Origin of the sequence: Kiloniella majae (genome assembly GCF_002118315.1) — a bacterium.
Classification (GTDB): domain Bacteria; phylum Pseudomonadota; class Alphaproteobacteria; order Kiloniellales; family Kiloniellaceae; genus Kiloniella; species Kiloniella majae.
Genome location: NZ_MTSZ01000005.1, coordinates 1 through 20,822, shown reverse-complemented (window position 1 = coordinate 20,822; position 20,822 = coordinate 1). Strand labels below are relative to the sequence as shown.

The 20,822-nt window shown below is 45.8% G+C and carries 21 protein-coding genes; 14 read left to right on the top strand and 7 right to left on the bottom strand.

Annotated elements, in window-relative coordinates; translation table 11 throughout:
- The first annotated feature begins 35 nt into the window (after positions 1-35).
- Genes phnC through phnE (BKB51_RS14620) form a run of 3 tightly spaced genes read left to right on the top strand, consistent with a single transcriptional unit; the run spans position 36 to position 2,457 of the window.
- Positions 36-836 carry a phosphonate ABC transporter ATP-binding protein gene (gene phnC / locus BKB51_RS14630; protein ID WP_085901864.1) on the top strand — a complete coding sequence of 267 codons (801 nt, stop codon included), beginning with the start codon at positions 36-38 and terminating at the stop codon, positions 834-836.
- A complete protein-coding gene (phnE, locus tag BKB51_RS14625) occupies positions 833-1,639 on the top strand; it encodes a phosphonate ABC transporter, permease protein PhnE (protein ID WP_085901863.1) in 807 nt (268 codons plus the stop codon). Before phnC ends, phnE (BKB51_RS14625) begins: the two co-directional genes overlap by 4 nt.
- Positions 1,639-2,457 (top strand): phosphonate ABC transporter, permease protein PhnE, encoded by an 819-nt coding sequence (gene phnE / locus BKB51_RS14620; protein ID WP_085901862.1) that lies wholly within the window; start codon positions 1,639-1,641, stop codon positions 2,455-2,457. The genes phnE (BKB51_RS14625) and phnE (BKB51_RS14620) overlap by 1 nt, the downstream gene beginning before the upstream one ends.
- Positions 2,458-2,535: 78 nt before the next feature.
- On the opposite strand, the gene BKB51_RS14615 is transcribed toward phnE (BKB51_RS14620), so the two are convergent.
- Positions 2,536-3,249, bottom strand: coding sequence for an SDR family NAD(P)-dependent oxidoreductase (locus tag BKB51_RS14615; RefSeq protein ID WP_085901861.1), 714 nt, complete (start codon positions 3,247-3,249; stop codon positions 2,536-2,538).
- Positions 3,250-3,352: 103 nt separating this feature from the next.
- On the opposite strand from BKB51_RS14615, the gene BKB51_RS14610 reads away from it, so the two are divergent.
- On the top strand, positions 3,353-3,820 hold the full coding sequence (locus tag BKB51_RS14610) for a flavodoxin family protein (protein ID WP_085901860.1): 468 nt from the start codon (positions 3,353-3,355) through the stop codon (positions 3,818-3,820).
- Here BKB51_RS14610 and BKB51_RS14605 read toward each other — a convergent pair.
- From BKB51_RS14605 to BKB51_RS14595, 3 genes are all read right to left on the bottom strand, one after another.
- Positions 3,817-5,331: an aldehyde dehydrogenase gene (locus BKB51_RS14605; protein WP_085901859.1), complete on the bottom strand. Its 1,515-nt coding sequence runs from the start codon at positions 5,329-5,331 to the stop codon at positions 3,817-3,819. The two genes, BKB51_RS14610 and BKB51_RS14605, sit on opposite strands and share 4 nt — an antisense overlap.
- A 70-nt stretch (positions 5,332-5,401) precedes the next feature.
- Positions 5,402-6,328 carry an NAD(P)-dependent oxidoreductase gene (locus BKB51_RS14600; RefSeq protein WP_338066543.1) on the bottom strand — a complete coding sequence of 309 codons (927 nt, stop codon included), beginning with the start codon at positions 6,326-6,328 and terminating at the stop codon, positions 5,402-5,404.
- A gap of 80 nt (positions 6,329-6,408) precedes the next feature.
- The gene (locus tag BKB51_RS14595; RefSeq protein WP_085901857.1) at positions 6,409-7,593 is read right to left on the bottom strand and encodes a mandelate racemase/muconate lactonizing enzyme family protein; all 1,185 of its coding nucleotides are present in this window, start codon (positions 7,591-7,593) and stop codon (positions 6,409-6,411) included.
- A 174-nt stretch (positions 7,594-7,767) separates the two neighbouring features.
- Here BKB51_RS14595 and BKB51_RS14590 point away from each other — a divergent pair, with 174 nt between their 5' ends.
- On the top strand, positions 7,768-8,676 hold the full coding sequence (locus tag BKB51_RS14590) for a LysR substrate-binding domain-containing protein (RefSeq protein WP_085901856.1): 909 nt from the start codon (positions 7,768-7,770) through the stop codon (positions 8,674-8,676).
- 15 nt (positions 8,677-8,691) lie between these two features.
- On the opposite strand, the gene BKB51_RS14585 is transcribed toward BKB51_RS14590, so the two are convergent.
- Together BKB51_RS14585 and BKB51_RS14580 are read right to left on the bottom strand one after the other, a co-directional pair.
- Positions 8,692-9,585: a DMT family transporter gene (locus tag BKB51_RS14585; protein WP_085901855.1), complete on the bottom strand. Its 894-nt coding sequence runs from the start codon at positions 9,583-9,585 to the stop codon at positions 8,692-8,694.
- Between the two features lie 60 nt (positions 9,586-9,645).
- Positions 9,646-10,143, bottom strand: a complete 498-nt coding sequence (locus BKB51_RS14580) for an Lrp/AsnC family transcriptional regulator (RefSeq protein WP_085901854.1) — start codon at positions 10,141-10,143, stop codon at positions 9,646-9,648.
- A gap of 171 nt (positions 10,144-10,314) precedes the next feature.
- Here BKB51_RS14580 and BKB51_RS14575 point away from each other — a divergent pair, with 171 nt between their 5' ends.
- Positions 10,315-10,641: a hypothetical protein gene (locus BKB51_RS14575; RefSeq protein ID WP_085901853.1), complete on the top strand. Its 327-nt coding sequence runs from the start codon at positions 10,315-10,317 to the stop codon at positions 10,639-10,641.
- A gap of 9 nt (positions 10,642-10,650) precedes the next feature.
- Here the strand turns inward: BKB51_RS14575 and BKB51_RS14570 are convergent, their stop codons facing one another.
- Entirely contained in the window at positions 10,651-12,729 is a 2,079-nt protein-coding gene (locus BKB51_RS14570) for an FAD-dependent oxidoreductase (RefSeq protein WP_085901852.1), read from the bottom strand.
- A 258-nt stretch (positions 12,730-12,987) separates the two neighbouring features.
- Here BKB51_RS14570 and BKB51_RS14565 point away from each other — a divergent pair, with 258 nt between their 5' ends.
- The 8 genes from BKB51_RS14565 (at position 12,988) to speB (ending at position 20,683) form a co-directional block, all read left to right on the top strand.
- Positions 12,988-13,695, top strand: coding sequence for an MORN repeat-containing protein (locus BKB51_RS14565; RefSeq protein WP_158090244.1), 708 nt, complete (start codon positions 12,988-12,990; stop codon positions 13,693-13,695).
- 164 nt (positions 13,696-13,859) lie between these two features.
- Positions 13,860-14,873: an ArsJ-associated glyceraldehyde-3-phosphate dehydrogenase gene (locus BKB51_RS14560; protein ID WP_085901850.1), complete on the top strand. Its 1,014-nt coding sequence runs from the start codon at positions 13,860-13,862 to the stop codon at positions 14,871-14,873.
- A 69-nt stretch (positions 14,874-14,942) separates the two neighbouring features.
- The gene (arsJ, locus tag BKB51_RS14555; protein ID WP_085901849.1) at positions 14,943-16,175 is read left to right on the top strand and encodes an organoarsenical effux MFS transporter ArsJ; all 1,233 of its coding nucleotides are present in this window, start codon (positions 14,943-14,945) and stop codon (positions 16,173-16,175) included.
- Positions 16,176-16,290: 115 nt separating this feature from the next.
- Positions 16,291-17,433 (top strand): TRAP transporter substrate-binding protein, encoded by a 1,143-nt coding sequence (locus BKB51_RS14550; RefSeq protein ID WP_085901848.1) that lies wholly within the window; start codon positions 16,291-16,293, stop codon positions 17,431-17,433.
- Between the two features lie 151 nt (positions 17,434-17,584).
- Complete coding sequence (locus tag BKB51_RS14545; RefSeq protein ID WP_125911849.1) at positions 17,585-18,274, top strand: DUF1007 family protein; 690 nt, start codon at positions 17,585-17,587, stop codon at positions 18,272-18,274.
- Positions 18,268-19,260 carry a nickel/cobalt transporter gene (locus BKB51_RS14540; RefSeq protein WP_085901846.1) on the top strand — a complete coding sequence of 331 codons (993 nt, stop codon included), beginning with the start codon at positions 18,268-18,270 and terminating at the stop codon, positions 19,258-19,260. The genes BKB51_RS14545 and BKB51_RS14540 overlap by 7 nt, the downstream gene beginning before the upstream one ends.
- A 133-nt stretch (positions 19,261-19,393) precedes the next feature.
- On the top strand, positions 19,394-19,711 hold the full coding sequence (locus BKB51_RS14535; RefSeq protein ID WP_085901845.1) for a hypothetical protein: 318 nt from the start codon (positions 19,394-19,396) through the stop codon (positions 19,709-19,711).
- 153 nt (positions 19,712-19,864) lie between these two features.
- A complete protein-coding gene (gene speB / locus BKB51_RS14530) occupies positions 19,865-20,683 on the top strand; it encodes an agmatinase (RefSeq protein WP_085901844.1) in 819 nt (272 codons plus the stop codon).
- The last annotated feature ends 139 nt before the right edge of the window (positions 20,684-20,822 follow it).

The window sequence follows — 20,822 nt, the reverse complement described above, 5'->3', positions numbered from 1 at the left end:
TGTCGGGTGTGTTATTGATATGACAGGCAAATAGCATGTTACACCTGAATAAACTTACCAAGCAGTATGCAACGGGTGATATGGCTCTCAAGAGCGTGGAACTTGAGATTCCCAAGGGACAGGTTGTTGCGTTAATCGGACCATCCGGTGCGGGGAAAAGTACTTTGATCCGCTGTATAAACCGTTTGGTAGAACCAACATCGGGTAGTGTTATCCTCAATGGTAAAGAGCTGACAAAACTCGGTTCCGGCGCATTGCGTCAAGCAAGACGGCGTATGGGAATGATTTTCCAGGAGTATGCGCTGGTTGAGCGATTGACCGTGATGGAAAATGTTCTTTCCGGGCGTTTGGGGTATGTCGGTTTCTGGCGTTCTTTTTTACGTAAATACCCCCAGAGCGATGTTGATGAAGCATTCCGTTTATTAGAACGGGTTGGGCTGGATCACATGGCGGATAAACGTGCTGATGAGCTGTCTGGTGGTCAGCGACAGCGTGTTGGTATCGCCCGCGCATTGATCCAAGACCCTGAGTTATTGCTCGTGGATGAGCCGACAGCTTCTCTTGATCCAAAAACATCACGTCAGATCATGCGGCTGATTTGTGAACTCTGTGCAGAACGTAATCTTGCTGCAATTATCAATATTCACGATGTCGCCTTGGCACAGATGTTTGTTCAACGGGTTATTGGCCTACGCTTTGGCGAAGTCGTTTATGATGGTCCTCCTGATCAACTTAAGCCCGATATTTTGACCGAAATTTACGGTGAAGAAGACTGGGAAGCAACCATCGAAGCGATAGATGAGGATGATGAGGCAGAACAGGGGGCTGTTGCATGAACGCTTCTATGACTGCTTCGCGCAAATGGCGAAAACCCCCGATGATCAAAAATCCCCTGATGCGGTGGGGATTGATTTCCGGGTGCTTGATCTATCTCGTGTTGGCATTTGGCTCGTTTGATGTAAATTGGGCACGTGTCTACGAAGGACTGGACCGTGGCTGGCAATTCATTCTTGCTTTTTCGAAGCCGGATTTTTTAAGTAGAAAGTCAGATATAATTGATGGCATGGCTGAATCTGCGATCATGACGATAACCTCGACAGCTTGCGGTATTCTGATTTCCATTCCTATCGGCCTTGGTGCAGCACGGAATATCGCGCCTTTACCTGTTTATCTCGTCTGTCGTGGGGTTATTGCGATTTCTCGTGCATTGCATGAAATCATTGTCGCGATTCTTTTGGTCGCAATCTTTGGTTTTGGACCTTTTGCAGGCTTTGTAACGTTGTCTTTTGCAACAATTGGCTTTCTTGCAAAATTGCTTGCGGAAGATATCGAAGATACGGATAGGTCACAGGCGGAAGCGATTAAAGCGACAGGAGCTAGCTGGTGGCAGTGGGTTACCTATGGCATTCAGCCACAGGTCATGCCGCGGTTGATCGGGTTGTCTATGTACAGGCTGGATATCAACTTTCGTGAATCTGCCATTCTGGGTCTTGTGGGTGCCGGGGGGATTGGTGCGACCTTGAACACGGCGTTTGATCGTTACGAATTTGATACGGCGGCGGCCATCATCATTATGATTATTGTGATTGTTATGTTCCTTGAATATCTCTCGGGCGTTATTCGGGCGAGGTTACAATAATGGCTGTATCTATCAACAAAAATGGTCAGAAAATCTGGGCTGTTCGTGATCGAAATGCCCAGTTAACACGGTGGTTTGTGTATTTTGTTACGGTTGCTGTAATTATGTATTGCTGGCAAACAATTTCAGAAGCCACAACCTGGTTCTTTGTTCTGGATGCCCCGCGTATTGCTGGTGATATCGGTGGACGGGCAATGCCTCCCAAGTGGTCCTATATCAACGAGTTATGGAAACCGCTTTGGGATACAATTAATATTGCAACGATTGGGACTGTTCTGTCGTTGATTATTGCGGTACCTGTGGCCTTTATGGCCGCACGGAACACGACTCCGCATCAAAAGTTGTGTCGGGCGCCAGCTCTATTAATCATCGTATCTTCGCGTTCAATCAATTCATTAATCTGGGCTTTGTTGTTGGTGGCGATTATTGGCCCCGGTATTTTTGCTGGAACCATTGCCATTGCTCTACGATCCATTGGGTTTTGCGCCAAGCTGTTGTACGAAGCAATCGAAGAGATTGACGAAAAACAGGTTGAAGCAATAACCGCAACTGGGGCGAGCCGGTGGCAGGTTATGGCCTATGCGATTGTGCCACAGATTATGCCATCCTTTGCAGGTATTTCCGTTTTCCGTTGGGATATCAATATCCGTGAATCAACGGTACTGGGGTTGGTCGGGGCCGGGGGAATTGGTTTGCAGATGCAATCCTCTCTTAATGTTCTGGCGTGGCCGCAGGTCTCCTTAATTCTGTTGGTTATTTTTGCTGCTGTGATTCTCAGTGAAATGGTTTCCGCGAAGGTGCGTGCAGCGATTATCTAATCGGTCTTAATCGATGACATGAACAAAAGGCCTCGAAAATGGTTTCGAGGCCTTTTATAGTAGTGGAAAATATTGAATTTATTGATAGTCATTAATGCTGCGGCCAGATATGTGTCCCCACAGAATTTTTTCGTCTGTGAGCATGCGTTCGATCATGCTGGCTGCGTCGCCGGGTGTCATTGCAACTTCCAAATCCCTGTCTATCCCGGCAGTTGAATACATATTGGTATCAACTTTTCCCGGATAAAACCCCATTACACGAACACCTTTCGGTGCGCATTCAACTTCCATACAGCCCGTAAAGCCTCTTATGGCCCATTTGCTTCCGGCATAGACGGAAATTGATTTACGACAATAGAGAGCACCTGTGGAAACAACATTGATAATTGCGCCTGCTTTTCGACTTAGCATGTTGGGTAATATTGCGTGTGTCATGAACATAGTACCAAGAGTGTTGGTCTCCATAACAGTGCGGATATCAGCAGCGCTATAGTCTTCAAAAGAACCTTCCAGCCAAATACCTGCGTTGTTAACCAGCCCCCAGATTGGCCCGATGTCTTGCTCTACGGCTTCAATGATCCGTGTGCAATCTTCTTCGCTTGCAACATTCAGTTGATAGCCGGGTATGTTTAATTTTTCGGCACAAGATTTGACTTTGTCAGGATTGCGTCCGGTTAAAACGGGACGGTAACCAACATCTTTGAGTTTTTCGACTGTTGCTAGGCCAATACCGCTGGTCGCACCTGTAATTAAGACGACTTTATTCTCGTGAGATGTACTTTGCTGGGACATATTTATGTGAGCTTTCGAAATTTAATCTGAAAATGAGGTAATTAATGTTATCCTACTGTTCTTAGAACAATAAGTGTAGTCATCCCTTTTAAGATTTTGCTTTATGAATAAAAGTCTTCTGATTGTCGCACATATTCCTTCACCGAATACTATGGTTCTGCGTAATGCGGTGATAAAGGGTGCGAAGAGTCCCGACATCACGGGAATAGATGTGGTGGTGCGAACGCCTTTTGAGGCGGATGCAGAAGATGTCTTGTTGGCAGATGGTATTATATTGGGAACGACAGAAAATTTGGGCTATATGAGTGGTGCTCTCAAGGATTTCTTTGATCGTATCTATTATCCTTGTTTAGAGGTTAAGCAGGGATTGCCCTATGGTATTTATATCAGAGCCGGACATGACGGAACCGGTACCAAACGAGCTGTTGAAACGATTATAACGGGCTTACGCTGGAATCCTGTGCAGGAAGACGCCTTGATCTGCCGAGGTGATTATAAGCCCGATTTTGAAGACCAGTGTGAAGAACTTGGTATGTTGATGGCAGCTGGGCTGGAAGCTGGTATTTTTTAACTCAAATCAAACCAGGTTGATTTACTTTGAGTATAGCTCATCAAGCTGGCGAAACACTTGTCTCTTGCATTTCCAGACTGTTTATAACCGCCAAAAGGCTGTGTCATATCGCCATCCCCAAAGCAGTTGACCCAAACCACACCCGCTTCCAATGATTTCACCATACGATTGGCTGCCGTGACATCTTGTGTCCAGACGCTGGCGGCGAGACCATAGATACTGTCATTGGCGATTTGGATCGCTTCGGTTTCATCTTTGAAGGTGATAAGTGACGCAACGGGCCCAAAAATTTCATCTCTGGCTGGGCTCATATTTGAGGTGACATTACTAAGGAGTGTCGGGGCAATATAGGCGCCTGTTGGGTAAGCATCTGGGACTGCTCCGCCAAGGGTCGCCTTTGCCCCTTCGGCTATACCATGATTTATTTTATCAAGGACACTCTGGCGCTGATTTTTACTAACCATAGGGCCCATGGTTGTTTTGGGATCTAAGGGATCACCGGGTTGATATGCTTCTTTGCTGCGTTGAATGAATACGGCCTCAAACTCATCCCGGATTGTTTCGTGTACGAGTAGTCTTGATCCGGCATTACAGACTTGTCCGGTGTTATCAAAAATACCCATAAGAGCACAATCGACTGCCTTATTCATATCTTTTAAATCAGGCATGAATATCTGAGGGCTTTTCCCGCCACATTCCAGAGAAACCCGTTTCAGATTTGACTGCCCGGAATAAGCTTGCATCAACTTGCCGACGGTGGTTGATCCGGTAAAGGTGATCTTTGCAACATCATTATGGAGCGCAAGGGCTTTACCTGCAACGGGACCAAGGCCATTAACAACGTTAAAGACACCCGAGGGTCCACCAGCTTGCACAAAAAATTCGGCTAGACGAAGGCAACTCAACGGGGCCTGTTCTGCGGGTTTGAGCACCACACAGTTACCTGCTGCCAAAGCGGGTGCTACTTTCCATGTTGCCATCAGAAGGGGGTAGTTCCAGGGGGATATTGCCCCAACAATGCCCAGCGGTTCGTGTTGAATATAATGCAGAGCCTCGTGAACTGTATTTGTGACTGAGCCTTCTATTTTATCAATGCATTCTGCGAAATATTTAAAGGTGAGAATAACCTGTGGGAGATCAATGTTGAGGACATCAGATATGGGTTTACCCATGTCCATGCTTTCCAGTAAGGCCAGTTCTCCGGCATTTTTTTCTATCAAATCAGCAAAGCGAGAGAGGATATCCATCCGATGGCGCGGCGGCATGTGTCGCCACCGTCCATCATCCCACGCTTTTTTTGCTGAGGCGACCGCGAGATCAATATCTTCTTCTGTGCCGGCGGACATTCGGGCGAGGAGCGTATCATTCGCAGGATTGATTGTTTCCAGCTCTTCACCTTTATGGGAAGTGCAATAATCTCCGTCGATGAACAGACGCGTTTCAAGTTTTAAGGCAGTGGCTTTGTTTATCCAATCTTCTTTGGTTAGAAGCTTTAAATCATCTAAAGTCATCTGATCATCAACCTATCAATTATCTCGTAGGGCTAGCCAGTGGGATTATCGGGGAAGATTATCTGGGAGATTACCCGGCATTTTCTTCGGTCAACTCGACAGGATAACCCTCTGCACGCATCTCTATGCCACACGCCTGTTCAATCATTCTGGCAACTTCTGGTGACTGAGCATCGCCCCCAAAAAGTCCCTTTGCCCGACGGTAGATTTGCTGGGTAACGCTCCCGAGTTCCAGTGGAACGCCTGTTTTATCAGCGATACCCTGAGCAAGACCCAGATCCTTTAAAACCAGATCAATAGGGAAGTTGACGTTGTAGCTACCACTAAGGATGAGCTTTGATTCAGTTTCATGGGCAAAAGAATTGCCAGAACTGTGGCGAATACCTTTCCAGATGGCATCCATATCGACACCATATTTGCGGGCGAGCATCATACCTTCACTCGCGGCCACAAGATTGATGAAAGCAAGCATGTTGGTCACGACTTTCACGACTGTCGCATGACCTGTTGGACCCATGTAGAGGATTTCGCCACCCATGATTTTCAGCACAGGTTTGACTTTTTCGTAAATGGTTTCCTCGCCGCCGACCAAAATTGTAATCAAACCAGAATGTGCTCTGTGGACTCCACCCGTTACAGGACATTCCAGAGCATCAATGCCCTTTGTTTTTGCCAGATCAGTCAGGCGTTGCAGGTCTTCAAAATCTGTGGTGCTCATTTCTATCCAGGTAGCCCCGGATGAGAGATTGTCGAAGACGCCATCATCACCTTCGACCACAGCTCTTGATGCTGCCGGGGATGGAAGGGCAGTAATAACGATCTCGGCATCCCTACAGGTTCCGGCGACATTATCGGACCATTTGGCGCCAGCCTCGAGTAAGCGACGAGCTGTTTCTTTGTTGAGATCCGTTATTGTGACGTCACAACCTGCTGTGACAAGATTCATTGCCAGTGGCTCACCAAGGCTTCCCAAGCCGATAAAACCAATTTTCATTATGCGCGCTCCCTTAATGCTCAGCCTCCAAAAGTTAGGGCTGATGCTTATTTTGTTAAGTTTTTTTAATCTAGGCTTTGAGCTCAGACAGGGTCTGGATGCATGTCTAGATGCAAGGCCTTCCCGGTATAGGGATTAGCCTCAGCTACCTGTTCGTTTAACTCGACACCGATCCCGGGTTCTTTGGACGGGATAATATAGCCGTCTTCCCAAACCATGGGCTTTTTCAAAATTTCAGAATGAAAGCCCTGCCACTGTTGGATGCTTTCCTGAATAAGGAAATTCGGACTACAGGCACCGATCTGCACATTCGCAGCGCCTTCAATAGGGCCACAGTAGAGATGTGGGGCTATTTGTGCATAGCTTGCTTCTGCCATGGCTGAAATTTTCTTGGCTTCAAGAATGCCACCAACTCGTCCCAGCGCAAACTGAAGGATAGAAGCAGCACCGCTTTGTAGTACGCGTTGGAATTCATATTTTGTTGCCAGACGCTCTCCTGTTGCAACAGGAATAGATGTGCCTCGTGCTACCTTGGCCATTTCTTCCTGATTATCTGGTGGCGTCGGCTCTTCAAACCATAATGGGTCATAAGGCTCTAAACGTTTTGCCAATCGGATTGCCCCGGCAGCGGTCATTTGGCCATGGGTGCCAAACAGGAGATCACATTTATTTCCAACTGCTTCACGAATTTTCCGAGCGAATTCTTCCGAGCGGTCCAACTCTTCCAAAGAAAGCTGCCGAGGATCAAATGCAGTATAAGGCCCTGCAGGATCAAATTTAACAGCCGTAAAACCCTGTTTTGCATAATCCGCCGCACGTTCAGCCGCCAGATCAGCATCCATGTAAACGTCTGTTGTATCTCCGTCTTGTGGATAGAGATAGGTGTAGGATCTCAGCTTTTCATGGACCTGTCCGCCCAGAAGCTCATACACAGGTTTGTTCAGAGCTTTACCAATAATATCCCAAAGAGCTGTTTCTAGGCCACTTAGAATACCCATTGTCGAAATATCAGTTCTCTGTGTGAAACCGCCGGAGTAAACCCGACGCCAGAGTGTTTCGATTTTAAAAGGGTCCATACCTTCGACATGTCGAGAGAACATGTCATCAATCATGGCCTCGACAACTCTGGGGTGGAAGGGGACGGAATAAACTTCGCCGATCCCTTCAATACCGGAGTCAGTTGTGAGCTTTGTAAAAATCCAGTACTTGCCACCAAAATGAGGAGGAGGATTGCCGACAACAAATGTTTTTAACTCGGTAATTTTCATTTTGGCCTCAATGAACTTTGCTGATTGATGACTTTTATCGTTCTTGTTTGATCAACAATGGGCCTATCAAAAAAAAATCGCAATTGATGTTTTTACTCCAATTGGTTTAAAAAATATTCCAATTATTTATGTGCTGTGTGACTACTATCTGATTGGTTTTGTAATGAGGTCGTGATGACTGGACAGATTGACTTAAAAAAACTGCCCCCTTTAAAAGCTTTAAAAGGCTTTGAAGCTGCTGCGAGGCTTTTGAGTTTCAGGGGCGCTGCGGGTGAATTAAATCTGACGCATACAGCAATCAGTCATCAGATTAAAGTTCTGGAGGAAGATTTAAATGTTGAATTATTTCAACGAGATGGGCGTGGTGTAAAGCTAACAACCGAAGGGCAGCAATTTTACCTTGTGGTGAGAAGTATTCTTGAACAGCTGATTTATTCTTCGGAAGCTCTTCGGTGTAGCGGGCAAGCTCAAAAGTTACGCGTTCAGGCCTTTGTGACCCTATCTATTCGCTGGCTGGCGAGGCGGATGTCTCGATTTCGGATGGCACACCCGGATCTGGATGTTCAGATAACATCCAGTATTCTTGATGGAACGTTTGATGAAATAAATGAAGATGTAGGGATTATCTATAGCCCGGTCCCTGTCGCAAAGCATCTGCATTGGATCCCTTTGTTTGGTGCAGAGCTTATTCCTGTCTGTAGCCCTGATCTTGTTAAAGAAAAGGGGAGTAAAATTTCCGCCGAAGAGTTGCTGAACTTACCCCTCCTAAAGGTCTATACAGCAGATGATCATTGGGAAGAATGGTTCCAGTCTCTTGGAATATTTGCGGAAGTATCCCGTAACTCAATCGCGGTTGATACCGTGGCAATAGCCTTGGAAATGGCGCTGGATGGGGAAGGGGTGGCTATGGTTAATGGTCCCTTTGCGGACAATGATCTAAAAGCGGGGCGTTTGATGCAGCCCGTTGACCATGTTGCAAAGGCCCCTGGTGGATGGGGAATTGTCTGTCGGCAAGAACATAAGGAGGTGCCACATATTAGGGCATTTACATCCTGGTTGCTCGAAGATATGGCTACTTATTAGGGGCATATTTGTTGCTTATTTATAAGCTTTGGAGATGGTGATCAGCCCTATACCAGCAAGTACAATCAGCCCGGCAATAACCATATGCAAAGTTAGGGGTTCGTCAAACACAGTTACTGTTGCGAAGACAGCCAGCACAGGGACTATCAGTGTTAAGGGGGCGAGAAAAGAGATCGGTTGACGCCGTAACATCCATGCCCAGGAACCATGAGCGATGATACTTGACGCTATTGCTGCATAGGCAATGCCCAACCAACTTTCAGTACTTGCATTTTGTAGTGTCTCCGGGATTGGTGCTTCCAAAGTGAGAGCCATGCCAAAGGAGAAAGGGATACCCAGGGCAGAAGACCAGCAAATAATCGCAAGCGGCGAGATCTGATTTTTCCCGCGAACCAAAACCATGTATGTGCCCATAAAAAATGCAGACCCAACTCCGGCAATTAGGGCATCAAGAGTGTCGAAGAAAGTTGGTTCATAAAACAGGAAGACGATGCCCATGAAGCCAATGGTCAAGCCGCTAATGCGTTTGATGCCGGGCGTATCTTTGAAGAAAATCCATGCGAGTAATACTGAGAAGGCGGGACCGAGTTGTATGATTACAGAGATTGCTCCGACACTGGCTGTATTCTGGATCGACCAAAAGAGTAATCCGAAATGACCAGGGACAAGTGCAGCACTGATTAGCAATAATGAGCGGAATTGTCCCTTGGGAAATTTAACAAAGGGTACCAAGAGAGCGACGATGATGCTGAAGCGGATACCCAAGGCGGTCCAAACAGGAAAATCGTTTACGCTGACTTTGATCGCGATGTAGTTCAATGCCCAAAGAATAAAAATCATCGCCAGCACGCTGTAATCTATCAGTCCAACGGGCTGGTCTCCACCAGATGGGGTTATCGCTTTGCTCATGCTGTACTTTCATCGCGATGCTGGCACTTGTCCGGTAATTACTCTGGAATGCGGATAGGCTCAGTCGGCTTGGTTACCCTCAAGATAAAGATGATCAAGAGGAAGGCTGGTGGTATCGACAAAACGGGTCAGGGCTGTTGAAGAACTGATTTCCTGAACGCCTTCGATTTGCGATAGGTCTTGCCAAAAGAAGCGCTCATAATCCTCAATATCCTTAACGATGATCTTTAGCAAGAAATCAACGCTGCCCATCAGGGTATGACATTCAATAACCTGTGGAAATTTTTGTACCGCCTTTACAAAATCTGGCAAGGCGTCCTTTACGTGATGGTGCATTTTGACTTGGGCAAAAACGGTTACGCCGAGACCAATTTTTTTCTGATCTATGATGGCGACGCGGTCCTTGATCACGCCTTCGTCAAGTAAACGCTGAATGCGGCGCCAGCAAACTGATTTTGATGATCCTAATTTTTCGGCAAGCTCGGTTACTGGAATGGTTACGTCTTTTTGTAACTGTTCAAGGATACGAATGTCGAGATTATCTAATTTTGTGGTCATTTTTCCTGATGATATTTAATTTATAGAGATATTGTTTCGAATAATAACACTTCCAAGGGGCATTGGGGAAGAAATACCTGCTTCCTTCTGTGATAGTGGTTGTATCAGGGCAAAGATAGCGGTCTTAGCCTTAAGTGAATAAATGAGTGATCGTAAGCGGGATGAATTTCTGTGCCAAAAACAACATCAGAAAACACAAGTAAAAATATGCGGGTCGAGTTTGATATCATTGCAATGAGCGAACCCAATACATTGTTGCGGGTATTAGAATACTTTGCCTTGATTGGGGCGACACCATGCAATGTGAAAGCTGATAGCAATCCGGACGGTACACAAGCTATTGCCGTTACCGTTGAGAAACTGTCACAGCAACGTGCTTATATCCTTGCGGGCAAAATCAACGAGATTTTTACAGTGAATTCCGTACGTTACACTGTTAAATCAATGGACGTGTCAGGCGATAGCCCTGGCCATTCTGATATGCGGATGTGTGCTTGAGGCTTGATGTTAGGAAATCAAGCCCGGTCTTTCCCCCTCAAATAGAGCCGCGTCCCAGCTTTCGCCCTCCAGGCATCTTGCGGCTAGATGGCCGTAGTAAACTGCGGATGCCAAAGAACCCGGGGAATAGGCATCTCCAATGACTTCCAAGGTTTTGATTCCTGCTTGGTTTAACCTGTCAGGATCGCTTTCCAGCTGATGGAACAAAGTGTCATTGGTATGCCTAGCGGTTACTAGTAATAAGCTATCACCTTGGATGCTTTTGGTTTTTCCTGTGTAGGTACAGGATAGCTCAATCTTGTTCTCAGTCACATGTGATATGGCCTGATTTGTGATAAGCTCCACGCCAAGATTGATAAGTTTTGCCTGTATTTTTTCTTGTTCAAGCGTGTATTCACTCCATGCCGATACCTTTGCCGCGGGTGTAACCAAGGTTACCTTGTTTCCGGCGTTGATAAGTTTTTCGGCGAGCACGCCGCCCATGTAATAGTGATCATCATCAAATATGACAATGTGTCCTGTGGGGGTTTCTCCATTCATTATATCATCGGGGGTAAAGCTCGACATGGTGTCTAGCCCCGGAATGGGGTACTGATGATATCGACCAGTGCCATCACGGCGCCAATGAGAGCCCGTAGCAAGCAAGACATGAGGGAAGCCAAAATCTAATATGGCGTTTAGATCAAGCGAACTATCTTTGTAAATTTCTACATTCGCCATTTGAGAGAGAAGATTGACACGATAGTCACGGACACGGGCATAGCTTGATAGGCCGGGGAGTTGGCTTTCTTTTGTTGCTCGCCCACCAAGATCTTTTCCTGCCTCTGCCAAGGTGACCTGATAACCTCTGTTGGCGAGTTGCAAGGCTGCTTCAAGCCCTGATGGACCCGCACCAACAACAAGTACAGAGCTGTCTGATGCCCTGGGTGCGATTTTTTCCGGATGCCACTTGCGGCGCCATTCCTCGCCCATAGTTGGATTTTGAGTGCAGCGAATAGGGACACTGAGGTTGTCGCCGCTAACACAGATATTGCACCCTATGCATTCGCGTATTTCATCTATACGCCCCTGGGCTATTTTGTTTGGTAAGAAAGGATCGGCGATTGAGGGTCGTGCAGCCCCGATGAGGTCAAGGACACCGCGTTTGATTTGAGAAACCATGGCATCTGGTGAAGTGAACCTCCCCACGCCAACAACGGGTTTTGTCGTCAGAGACTTTACAAAAGATGTATATTTCTCCTGATAGCCTTCGATCGGTTCGAAACGCGCGGTTGACGAATCATGTGACCAACCACTGATGTTCACATCCCAAAGGTCCGGCAGCTCGGCCAGAAGTCCAACGACTTCTTGTGCTTCGCCTTCCGAGGTCATGCCGTGTTTGCCCATAAGTTCATCAACGGCAAAACGAAAGGCTATGGCACAATCATCACCAACGGCCTCTTTTACCTCAGAGATAACTTCACGGGTCAGGCGGACACGATTTTTAAGAGAACCACCGTAGTGATCATTTCGGTGATTAAAGCGCTCCAGCATAAAATGCATAAGGGTTGTCATACAGTGACCGGCATAGACATAGACAATGTCGTAGCCTGCCTCGCGCGCATTCAGGGCTGCCTGACGATACCATTTTCGAAAGTTCTTGATGTCAGTTAAATCCATCGCACGTGCATGTACAGGGTCATAGGCATCGACGGGCATAGGAGACGGAGCCATTGGGGCCAGTCGCGATGTTCTGTTGGGGGCATGAAACCCATTGTGAACAAGCTCTATACCCGCAATTGCACCATGCGCGTGGACAGCGGATGTCATGAGTCGGTGAGCCGGAATATCAGATTTATCCCAGAGCCGTCCTTCAATATAGGGGGAAATTTCGGAAGAGGGATGAATTTCCACCTCTTCTGTGCAGACGGCCCCCCAGCCACCCTCTGCTTTGATGCCACGCATTGCGGCAAGGCTTTGCGGGCGGGCGTAGCCTAATCCATTACAATGGGGTACCTGATAAAACCTGTTCTTCATTGTAACGGGGCCGATTTTAATCGGCTCAAAAAGGATATCGTACCGGGCATTAAGAGTATTGAGAGAAGGCATATTAGGTTTCCGGATATTTGCTGACGTACTTGTGGCTTATTTTTCTAAGCTCATTACGGTGATGATGTCAGAAGCCAGCAAGAGACACCAACAAGTTTTGTTTATGGTGCTTTTGTTCTGCTAATGGAGGTTGATTGGTGCCGTATAACCGCAGTTCGGTTTAACAGTTTTTTTAGTTTTCATAGGGCATTCATATAATCGTTATGAATTAAAATGCTCTAAATATCCACGCGTATGAATCAGCTTATTGGAAGCTTTATGACTTTATATATGGCCTTGATAATGTTTCCGCATTTAGCTTTATCTGCTCATGAAAATTTATCGTTTAAATTTGCATCTGGTACTGTCGTTCATAGGATGAGTGATCAAACGATCTCCTTGTCAACAATTGGTAAGGCAAACCTTCTGGTAAACGTCAGTTTCATGGCTTCATATCGAAAAGGCCATTGGGTGGAAACCAATCAACAGAACTGTAAAATATGGAATAATATCCCCATCGACAATGTATCTATATCTTGGGATGGTTCTTGCTCAAATGGCTATGCAGCAGGAAGTGGTGTCGCGGTTTGGTATAAACAAAAGAAGCCATTAAATATAATTTATGGGGGATTTTTAAAGAAGGGGAAAAGCCATGGAGAAGGTATTCTTGGTATAGTTGGGCTTTGGACTTATGACGGTAACTGGGTTAATGGGGTACAGCAAGGTCATGGCACGATAACCTATCAGAATGGAAACACCTACACTGGCGACTGGTATAATGGACAGGCTCACGGACAAGGAACTTATACATGGACTAAGAAAAAGAAAAAATATTCAGGAGAATGGACTAACGACGTTCCGAATGGACAAGGGACAATGTCCTATCCTGACAGAGGTGAAATACGTGGCATCTGGAATAACGGTTGCTACAATAGCTTAACTCAAAAAGCATGGATTATTGTCGATAGAGAATCCTGCGGGTTCTAATTTCAATAATTTATATCTAGATTTAATGATTTTTGACGTTTCCTTTTGCGCTTGTTTTTTAATGTGAAACGTCATGAAAAATTCATTTGCTTTATAATGTATTTCGAATATTTTCGAAATAATGTTTGTACGCGATTTATCTTCAGCCTGGAAGGATCAAAACAGTGGCAGTACGTGTAGGTATCAATGGCTTTGGCCGTATGGGGAAACTTGTACTGCGGGCTGCGTGGGACATAGAAGATATCGACATTGTCCATATCAATGAAATCAGCGGTGGCGTAGAGTGCGCGGCGCACCTGTTGGAATTTGATACTGTCCACGGCCATTGGGATAAAGCCATCAATGTCGAGGGGGATAACATCATCATCGAAGGGCAGGCGGTGAGTTTTTCTGAAGAAAAAAACATTTCTCATGTCGGTTGGGCTGATCGTGGCGTTGATGTGGTGCTTGAATGTTCGGGTAAATTTAAAAGCACAGATGTTCTGACACCCTATCTTGATGAAGGGGTGAAAAAAGTTCTGGTGGCTGCCCCGGTAAAGTCCGAAGGGGTACCTAATTTAGTCTATGGTGTTAATGAAACGCTTTATGACCCCGCCAAGGATGACATCTTAACCGCTGCATCCTGTACAACGAACTGTATTGCCCCTGTTATTAAGGTAATCCATGAAGCTTTGGGTATTGAACGTGGATCCATTACAACCATTCACGATGTTACCAATACACAGGTCATGGTTGATGCGCCGCACAAGGATTTACGCCGAGCCCGATCCGGACTTAATTCTTTGATCCCGACGACGACGGGCTCTGCAACTGCGATTACGATGATCTACCCGGAATTAAAAGGGAAATTAAACGGTCACGCAGTAAGGGTCCCCCTGTTAAATGCTTCTCTGACCGATTGTGTCTTTGAGCTGGCGCGGGATACAACAGCGGAAGAGGTTAATCAACTTTTTCAGCTAGCAGCAGATGGTGAGTTAAAGGATATTCTCGGGTTTGAAAGCCGACCCCTTGTCTCTACTGACTTTGTCAATGATCCTCGCTCTGTAATCATTGATGGCCCCAGCACGATGGTAGTGGATAAGCGTCATCTCAAGATTTATGCCTGGTATGATAATGAATGGGGATATGTGAATCGCATGGCAGATTTATTGTCTATGATCAGCCGTGATCTTCATTGAGGCAAGTGATCAGGAACTAGGTCTGCCATAGGCCTGAATTGATGGGATTTGATGTGACGGGTAAATTCAATGTCTGATTTACGGAGTTATGGTGCTGTAACAGCTGCCTATTGGGGGTTTACCCTGACAGATGGTGCCCTGCGCATGCTGGTGTTACTGCACTTCCATCGTCTTGGGTTTACTCCACTTGATTTGGCTTATCTGTTTTTGCTTTACGAGGCGATGGGGATTGTAACCAACTTTGTTGGGGGCTGGATTGCGGCGCGGTTTGGCCTTCGGCTGACGCTATTTTTAGGTCTGATCACCCAAATTGTGGCTCTGGGATTACTCTCTCAATTATGCGCCGATTGGTCGATCGACTTTTCGATTATCTATGTCATGGGGGCACAGGCTTTGTCAGGTGTCGCCAAAGATCTGACGAAGATGAGCTCTAAATCTGCTGTTAAACTTGTGGCGAAAGATGATGGGGAAGACAAAGGGACTTTGTTCCGATGGGTCGCTATTTTAACTGGCTCTAAAAACGCTCTCAAAGGTCTTGGCTTTTTACTTGGTGGCGTTTTATTGGAATGGGTCGGGTTTGAAAATTCTCTACTTTTAATGGCTTTGGGGTTAGTCATTGTTCTCGGGGCTACGTCGCTGGTGGTTAAGGTTGACCTGGGAAAGGCAAAACAGAAAATCCGTACCAAGGAGCTCTTTTCAAAGTCCAGGGCCATAAATATTTTGTCCTTTGCGAGAATTTTCCTCTTTGCAGCGAGAGACGTGTGGTTTGTGGTTGGATTGCCAGTTTTCCTCTATTCTACTCTTGGCTGGTCGTTTGATGAAGTCGGGGCCTTCATGGCACTTTGGGTCATTGGCTATGGTATTGTTCAGGCGCTGGTGCCAAAACTTACCAAAAAAGTAAAAGACCCTCGTTCCGGGATCGTGGCTGCGCGGTTCTGGGGGGCTGTGTTAGCTCTGTTACCTGCCGTGATTGCTGCCGTCCTGTGGCGGGATTTATCTTTTTCTGGCGCTTTTCTTCTGGTTGGCTTGCTCGTTTTCGGCTTTGTCTTTGCCGTTAATTCTTCTCTGCATTCTTATCTGATTGTTGCCTGTTCTGATTCAGACAAAGTTGCGCTGAATGTTGGATTTTATTACATGGCCAATGCGATAGGTCGTCTTGTCGGAACGCTGCTTTCCGGGCTGATCTTTCAGTATGCCGGACTTGAGGCTTGTTTACTGGCATCAACAGGGATGCTTGTTATTGCAACCTTTACAATTCTTTTTCTGGAACCAGAACAGTCCTCAGTTTCATCTTCGGTTTAAAACGTCTGCATTCCTGAGCTGGGGCGAAGTTATTTTTGTGCGATGATCTTCTCGGGCATTGCGTCTTATAGGGGAGAAGGTAAAGTGGTTTTTCACATAAATTATGGGGGCCACTATGACCGACAAAAAGATAACGACAGGGATCCGTACAAATAAAGATCAGGAAGCTAAGGTCTTAGGACGAAGACAAGCCCTTGGGACTTTGGTCACGGCTGGCGCAGCGACACTTGCTGCCCCTGCAATTGTTCAGGCTCAAGATACGATTACCTGGAAAATGGCGATGAGTTGGCCACGGAATTCACCCGGCGTAGGGATGAATGCCCAACGTTTAGCCGAGATGATTACGACAATGTCCGGTGGTCGCTTGCGGGTTGATGTTTTTGCTGGTGGAGAGTTGGTCCCTCCTTTTGAAGTTTTTGATGCCGTATCAAATGGTGTCGCCCAGATGGGGCATGCAACGCCTTATTACTGGCAGGGGAAAGACAAGGCCTTTCATTTCTTCACGGGCGTCCCTTTTGGTCTGAGTGTTGCCGAGTATACCGGATGGCTTTACTTCGGAGGTGGGCAAGATCTATGGCAGAAGGCTTATGAACCCTTTGGGGTTTTACCCTTTTATGCCGGATCTTCAGGACCGCAAGCCGGAGGGTGGTTCCGAAAAGAAATTAACAGTCTGGAAGATTTGCAAGGCATTAAGATGCGTATTGCAGGGCTTGGTGGTGAAGCCATGCGGAAGCTGGGTGTGAATGTTGTCTTGATGCCACCTGGTGAGATTTTTGCGGCCATGAAATCTGGAACTGTTGATGCGGCAGAATGGGTCGGCCCTTGGAACGATATTGCATTCGGGCTCTATAAAGTTGCTAATTACTATTACATGCCGGCATTTCATGAAATTGGCCCTGCATTGGAAGCAACAGTGAATAAAGCCGCCTATGATGCTTTGCCTGATGATTTGAAAGAGATTGTTAAGCGCGCTGTTATGGCATCAGCCAATGAAAGCTATGCAGACTTTACCTATGGCAATGTGAAGTCTTTTGAACCACTTTTGGCAAAAGAGGGAGTTGAGTTACGACGCTTCCCGGATGATGTGATGAAGGCACTTTATAAGGCATCAGAAGAGACGCTGAGCGAAATTAGTGAAACAAGCTCCTTGGCAAAAGAGATCTTTGATAGTTTTGTGGCCTATAGAAAAGAAGCAAATAACTATGCAAAAGCATCCGAACTCGCAGCGCTTGAAATGCGTGCCAAAGCAATGGAATAAGGGCGCGAATACTTTATCATTTCCGATAACATGTATTCTTGAATCAGGTAACTTGTGTTTTTGAAATGTTATAATATAACTAATGCCGTTTTGCGGTCATAATTTTATGTGATTTAAAAAGCAACAGTTATCTTTAAAGGAACAGGTTAGAGTGATTTCTTGCAAACTAATGGATATGAGTTGGATAAAGCAGGGCTGTAAATGGGGATACCGTACACTCCTACTACTTGTTTTATTGTATCCTGCCTACGCGCAATCTCATCCTCATGTTTGGGTTGATGCTGCGCTTATTATCCACCGAAATGATGATGGCGAAATCTCTGCTCTGGAACCGGTATGGATTTTTGACGATCTCTACACAGCTTCTTTATTGCCAGATCTGGATCAGGATCAGAGTGGCAAGGTTGAGAAACCTGAATTGCTAACCTTTGCCAAAGAAGCCGTTGGAAACCTTCAGGAATGGGATTATTTTCTAAAGGTTAAAAGAGAAGACGCATTTGCTCTACGATACAAAAAAGAAATTATAACAGACGGTACCGTCTTGAATGATCGCCTTCTGTTGAGATTCAAACTTGAGCTTGAAGAGCCGATTAAGGCAGGGACTGCTGTCCGGGTCCAAATGTATGATCCGTCCTATTTTATTGCGATCGATTTTATTGATGATAAAACAGTATCTTACCTACCGTCCTCTTTGAGTAGTTGTACTCATAGCGTTACACACCCTGATGACTATACAGAGAATACAACAAGTCTTTCGGATCTGGTATTTAGTGATGAAGAGGTCGCCGAAAACCCTGACTTGGGATCAATATTTGCTAAGACGGTCGAAGTAAGATGTTAAAAATTTCTAACCAGAACAGACGATCATCAAGTGCGGTATTGGGTGTTGCCCTCGTTGTACTTTTTTTTGCCGGAATTGCCGGATTACTCAGTGTTTTTTCAGTGGAAGATCAATCTATTATTGATTTTGCCCTGAGCGAGATCAGGCAACAGCAAAGAAACTTCTCGGATTTATTAGGCCAAGGAGTCAGAGGGCTTGGAGATGGTATCGGGTTTGATTCGGTTCTTTATCTAATCTGGATTTGTTTCTTGTACGGGGTTTTCCATGCTCTTGGTCCAGGACATGGGAAAGCTGTTATCGCCAGCTATACACTAACAACTGATACCAAGATTTTGCCCGCAATTTTATTGTCGATGGCATCTTCCTTCGTTCAGGGATTTACCGCCATTTTAATTGTTGGAACCTGTTATTTTCTTTTGGAAACAAGTGTTCGAAGTACATCACTTGCCATTGAAGATGTTATGGAGCCACTAAGTTACGGTGCTGTTGCCATTGTCGGGTTAGTTCTTATTTGGCGCGGAATAAGAGGGAATTCTCATGATTGTTGTGACCATGATCATGGTGAAGTTCAAGAACATCATCATTCTTGCTGTGGGCAGCATGTTTCGGACCATGCTCATCAGCATGCAAAAGCTGATGGCACCCCTCATAGAAGACGTGATTTAATTGCTATCATTCTCGCCGTTGGTATCAGGCCATGCACGGGCGCTTTACTTGTTCTTATCCTCGCATTTGTTCTTGGACATTGGGCTGGGGGATTGGCGGCCGTGCTTGCGATGTCTTTTGGGACAGGTATTACGGTTTCTCTTTTGGCGATTGGTGCGCGGGGGATACGTTTCCCGTTGATGAAGATCATGGATGAAATGGGCGTGCATGTCGGTTATTTCGGACGCTATGTTTCTTTGCTTGGCGGGATCGTAATTGCGATTATTGGTTTATTACTTTTGGCGGATACGATGATGACGCCCAAACATCCCTTTGCCTAAAAACAGAGTTTATTGATCGCCAGTTTTCATGCCGAATTTCGTAAATTGATCGTTTTGAGGTAAACTGTAGCTTTCGTAAGGTTTAATTGAAGACAATAAGTTTTTCCAAGGAAATGCGTCCAAGGAGATATGAATGTCAGATTTGTTTAAACAGGCGTTTACGGTTGCGGGTATTATTGGGTTCGTTTTTTTATTTTTTCTCGGCACATCAATTATTACAGGTAACCTCAATACTATTTTGCTACAGCAACGTAAGTTCTGGACAGGCTTGTGCGGAGAACGCGCGGACGCTCCTGTATGTGTTCTTGCTCTTCTGGCTTTGGGGTTGATTATGACGGGGTATTTTATTCAAAACCCTTGGGTGTTGGGGGCCGGACTAAGTACAACGGTTTTTTGTTATTTCAAATATAGAGAAACCCTCGTTCGTGACCCTTTTGACGAGCGAGATTGATATATCAACGGTATCTCCCAAATGTTTTACCGGTATTTCAGCAGTGTTTCCTAGGTGCTTTTTGATTGTTGTTCTAGGCTTGACCTGGTTCTTTAACAGCATAAGCTGATCTCAAAACAACGACAGTACTGTATTCAGTTTTAGAGGCCGGTAATGGATCTTTACGACATTAAACAGGGTGATCTGGCTTTGCTGGGGTTACCGATTGATCACAATTCATCTTTTATGACTGGTCCTGCGATGGGGCCGCAAAGAATGCGTGAAGCTTTACATTGTGGTGCCGCAAATCTTACCAGTGAAAATGGTCATGATTTAGGAAACGATACTCGTCTCAAAGATCTTGGTGATTTACAATTTGAAGATACCTCTACAGCCATTGCATGTATCGAAAAGCACGCAGAAGAGATTATTGCCACAGGGGCAAGACTTCTGAGTATTGGCGGCGATCATTCAGTATCTGGTCCTCTGATAAGGGCACATAGCAAACGCTATCCTGATCTTAACATTTTACACTTTGATGCCCATTCCGATCTCTATGATGAGATGCAGGGGAACAGAGACAGTCATGCCTGTCCTTTTGCCCGGGCTATGGAAACTGGACGGGTGAAACGTCTCGTGCAGGTGGGTATTCGAACTTTGAATAAACATCAACAAGAACAAGCTGAAAAGTTTGGGGTCGAGATTATTGCCATGAAAGACTGGCATCGAGATATTGCGTTGCAGTTTGATGGTCCGCTTTATTTATCTATTGATCTGGATGTGCTTGATCCGGCCTATGCACCGGGTGTTTCGCATCATGAACCCGGCGGGATGTCCGTACGGGATCTGATTAATACATTGCACCGACTTGATGCTAACCTGATCGGGGCTGATATTGTCGAACTCAACCCTCATCGGGATTTAGTTGGAATGACCGCAATGGTCGCAGCCAAACTGACTAAAGAAGTATCGGCAAAGCTGTTGAGTGATTAGAACAATTATACAGTTATAAAAGAAAAGGCCTGCGGATGTGCAGGCCTTTCTCTCGTTTAAATTGTCGCGTCCTGAAATAAGTTTACATATTGGAGACTTATGATGGGACCTTCAAAGAAAGAGCGAGTAAAGCGTAGTC

Excerpts from the sequence above, each read along its gene's own strand:
- phnC (WP_085901864.1), top strand. The coding sequence starts at position 36 with ATGTTACACCTGAATAAACTTACCAAGCAGTATGCAACGGGTGATATG.
- phnE (WP_085901863.1), top strand. The coding sequence starts at position 833 with ATGAACGCTTCTATGACTGCTTCGCGCAAATGGCGAAAACCCCCGATG.
- phnE (WP_085901862.1), top strand. The coding sequence starts at position 1,639 with ATGGCTGTATCTATCAACAAAAATGGTCAGAAAATCTGGGCTGTTCGT.
- BKB51_RS14615 (WP_085901861.1), bottom strand. The coding sequence starts at position 3,249 with ATGTCCCAGCAAAGTACATCTCACGAGAATAAAGTCGTCTTAATTACA.
- BKB51_RS14610 (WP_085901860.1), top strand. The coding sequence starts at position 3,353 with ATGAATAAAAGTCTTCTGATTGTCGCACATATTCCTTCACCGAATACT.
- BKB51_RS14605 (WP_085901859.1), bottom strand. The coding sequence starts at position 5,331 with ATGACTTTAGATGATTTAAAGCTTCTAACCAAAGAAGATTGGATAAAC.
- BKB51_RS14595 (WP_085901857.1), bottom strand. The coding sequence starts at position 7,593 with ATGAAAATTACCGAGTTAAAAACATTTGTTGTCGGCAATCCTCCTCCT.
- BKB51_RS14590 (WP_085901856.1), top strand. The coding sequence starts at position 7,768 with ATGACTGGACAGATTGACTTAAAAAAACTGCCCCCTTTAAAAGCTTTA.
- BKB51_RS14585 (WP_085901855.1), bottom strand. The coding sequence starts at position 9,585 with ATGAGCAAAGCGATAACCCCATCTGGTGGAGACCAGCCCGTTGGACTG.
- BKB51_RS14580 (WP_085901854.1), bottom strand. The coding sequence starts at position 10,143 with ATGACCACAAAATTAGATAATCTCGACATTCGTATCCTTGAACAGTTA.
- BKB51_RS14570 (WP_085901852.1), bottom strand. The coding sequence starts at position 12,729 with ATGCCTTCTCTCAATACTCTTAATGCCCGGTACGATATCCTTTTTGAG.
- BKB51_RS14565 (WP_158090244.1), top strand. The coding sequence starts at position 12,988 with ATGACTTTATATATGGCCTTGATAATGTTTCCGCATTTAGCTTTATCT.
- arsJ (WP_085901849.1), top strand. The coding sequence starts at position 14,943 with ATGTCTGATTTACGGAGTTATGGTGCTGTAACAGCTGCCTATTGGGGG.
- BKB51_RS14550 (WP_085901848.1), top strand. The coding sequence starts at position 16,291 with ATGACCGACAAAAAGATAACGACAGGGATCCGTACAAATAAAGATCAG.
- BKB51_RS14540 (WP_085901846.1), top strand. The coding sequence starts at position 18,268 with ATGTTAAAAATTTCTAACCAGAACAGACGATCATCAAGTGCGGTATTG.
- BKB51_RS14535 (WP_085901845.1), top strand. The coding sequence starts at position 19,394 with ATGTCAGATTTGTTTAAACAGGCGTTTACGGTTGCGGGTATTATTGGG.
- speB (WP_085901844.1), top strand. The coding sequence starts at position 19,865 with ATGGATCTTTACGACATTAAACAGGGTGATCTGGCTTTGCTGGGGTTA.